2 protein-coding genes are annotated in these 2,250 nt (G+C 48.9%); one reads left to right on the top strand and one right to left on the bottom strand.

The features are described from left to right. Positions 1-138 precede the first annotated feature (138 nt). Positions 139-888 (bottom strand): cobalt-precorrin-6A reductase, encoded by a 750-nt coding sequence (locus QT974_RS33610; protein ID WP_333472693.1) that lies wholly within the window; start codon positions 886-888, stop codon positions 139-141. Between the two features lie 188 nt (positions 889-1,076). On the opposite strand from QT974_RS33610, the gene QT974_RS33605 reads away from it, so the two are divergent. Next, positions 1,077-1,895, top strand: coding sequence for a tetratricopeptide repeat protein (locus tag QT974_RS33605; RefSeq protein WP_333472692.1), 819 nt, complete (start codon positions 1,077-1,079; stop codon positions 1,893-1,895). Positions 1,896-2,250: the final 355 nt, after the last annotated feature.

The following is a 2,250-nucleotide window of genomic DNA, read 5'->3' as shown; positions in this document are numbered from 1 at the left end:
TGCGGTCATGCTATAGCCCATACAAACATATTTGCCTTGCGCCAGATGCACCCAAGAAAAAAACCTAAATTTAAGCGTTAGTTCTTCCAATCAACTTCTCCCTCTTCCTTCGCGTCCTTTGCGCCTTCGCGGTTCGTTTCAACTCAACTGCTCAATCAGCCAAGAAATCGCCCCTGCCACATCAGCAACCCGCTGAACATGAGGAATCGGCTGCCGCTGCACCATCACAACAGGAATACCCAACTCCCTAGCCGCGATAATTTTCGGATATGTCGCAGCACCGCCACTATTTTTACTAACAATTGTATCAATCTGATATTCCAAGAGCAATTGCCGCTCATCTGTCAATAAAAAAGGCCCCCTTGCTAATAATAATTCACCGTGAGGAATCGGAGTATTTGGTGCCGGAGGATCGATCGCCCGCATCAAACACCAAACACCCTCCAAACCCGCAAACTCGGCCAATTCCTGCCTCCCAATGGTGAGAAACACCCGCCGAGAATGCCCTGACAAAGCCCTTGCAGCCTCCGAGTGGCTGGCGACTTCAATCCAGCGATCGCCCTCCACGGCCTCCCACGCAGGGCGCACCAGCATCAAATGAGGGACATTGCACTCAACCGCAGCCACCGCAGCACGAGCCGAAATCTGCGCCGCAAACGGATGAGTTGCATCGACTAAAAAGTCGATCGGGCTACAGCGCAAAAACTCAGCCAGCCCGGCCGCCCCACCAAACCCCCCAATCCGCACCGTACCCGTTTTTGGGGTCAAAGGCTGTTTAGTCCGCCCTGCTAGCGAAGATATCACCTCTAGCTCGGCAATTTGAGACGCCCTTGCTGCCAGTTCAACAGCATCTCCCGTTCCGCCCAAAATTAATAAACGTTTTTTCATAAAATTACTTTTAACTCATGAGATTGAACCAACGCCCGCAATTTAGGTTAATAATATGTTTAAGCTGTTCTGTATTGAAATCCTGTATCAAGAATCAATCCAACCATGAGTGGGATGGCTTTGAGCATCGTCCAGAATATTCAATCTAAATACGCAACAGCTTAGTAAAGTTTCAACTACCACCAAAGATGATTCGCTCACTTTTCACATTTTTTACAGTATTAATTGTAACCGGGTTAGTTTGGTTAGGAAATATCGCACCCGCCGCGGCACAAGTACAACCAACAGAGCTCACCCCTCAGCAGCAGGAATTAGGAGAACTTGTTCAGAAAGCTTTTGAGGCTACAAACGAAGGCAAATTTCCCGCCGCAGAAACTTTGTGGACAGAAATTATTGACAAATTTCCCTCACAAGCCGCCGCATGGAGCAACCGAGGCAATTCGAGAGTCAGCCAAAATAAACTAGAACCAGCAATCACTGACTACGAAAAGGCGATCGAACTAGCTCCCAACGCCCCCGATCCTTACCTCAACCGCGGCACAGCCTTAGAAGGTTTAGGAAAATGGGAAGAAGCGATCGCCGACTACAACCACGTGTTAGAATTAGACCCCAAAGATCCAGCCGCCTACAACAACCGAGGTAACGCCGAAGCAGGTTTAGGACAATGGGAAATAGCCATTAAAGACTACAGCAAAGCCTTTGAACTAGCCCCAGAATATGCCTTTGCGCGCGCCAACCAGGCCCTCGCACTTTATCAAAACGGGCAAACCAAAGAAGCAATTCGCAACATGAAAAACATTGTCCGCAGATATCCTCAATTTGCCGACATGAGAGCAGCCCTCAGCGCCTGTCTTTGGGAGGCAGGACAGCGCGGAGAAGCCGAGAGCAATTGGGTAGCCGCAGTCGGCCTCGATTCCCGTTACAAAGACCTCGATTGGGTTGCAAAAACCCGCCGCTGGCCGCCAGTTGTAGTTAGCGCTTTAGACAAGTTCTTGAACTTGAAATAATCTCTAAATGGTAATTGGTAATGGGTAATTGGTAATATCGAATCCGATCCATTAACCGCAGTAAGATTGGTTCGTAGTGGTTCGTAGTGCGGACTTTAGTCCGCAGCATTTTGCGGACAAACAAAACCCGCTTGTATAGCGGGTTGAAGATCAAACGGCGGTTGAAACCGCGTCTACACAAACAAAACAAGCCGGACGCCGGTTGAATATCGAACGGTTAAAATTATGTTATTTTCTTGAGTCCGCGGAGGCTGCCTCCGCAGGTTGATGATTAGTTGATGATTAGACGGCGGTTGAAACCGCGTCTACACAAACAAAACAAGCCGGACGCCGGTTGAAGATCGAACGGTTAAAA

Origin of the sequence: Microcoleus sp. BM001215392 (assembly GCF_036700185.1) — a bacterium.
Taxonomy (GTDB): domain Bacteria; phylum Cyanobacteriota; class Cyanobacteriia; order Cyanobacteriales; family Microcoleaceae; genus Microcoleus.
The sequence above is the reverse complement of the archived record's forward strand: the minus strand, read 5'-3'. Positions and strand labels throughout refer to the sequence as shown.

Excerpts from the sequence above, each read along its gene's own strand:
- QT974_RS33610 (WP_333472693.1), bottom strand. The coding sequence starts at position 888 with ATGAAAAAACGTTTATTAATTTTGGGCGGAACGGGAGATGCTGTTGAA.
- QT974_RS33605 (WP_333472692.1), top strand. The coding sequence starts at position 1,077 with ATGATTCGCTCACTTTTCACATTTTTTACAGTATTAATTGTAACCGGG.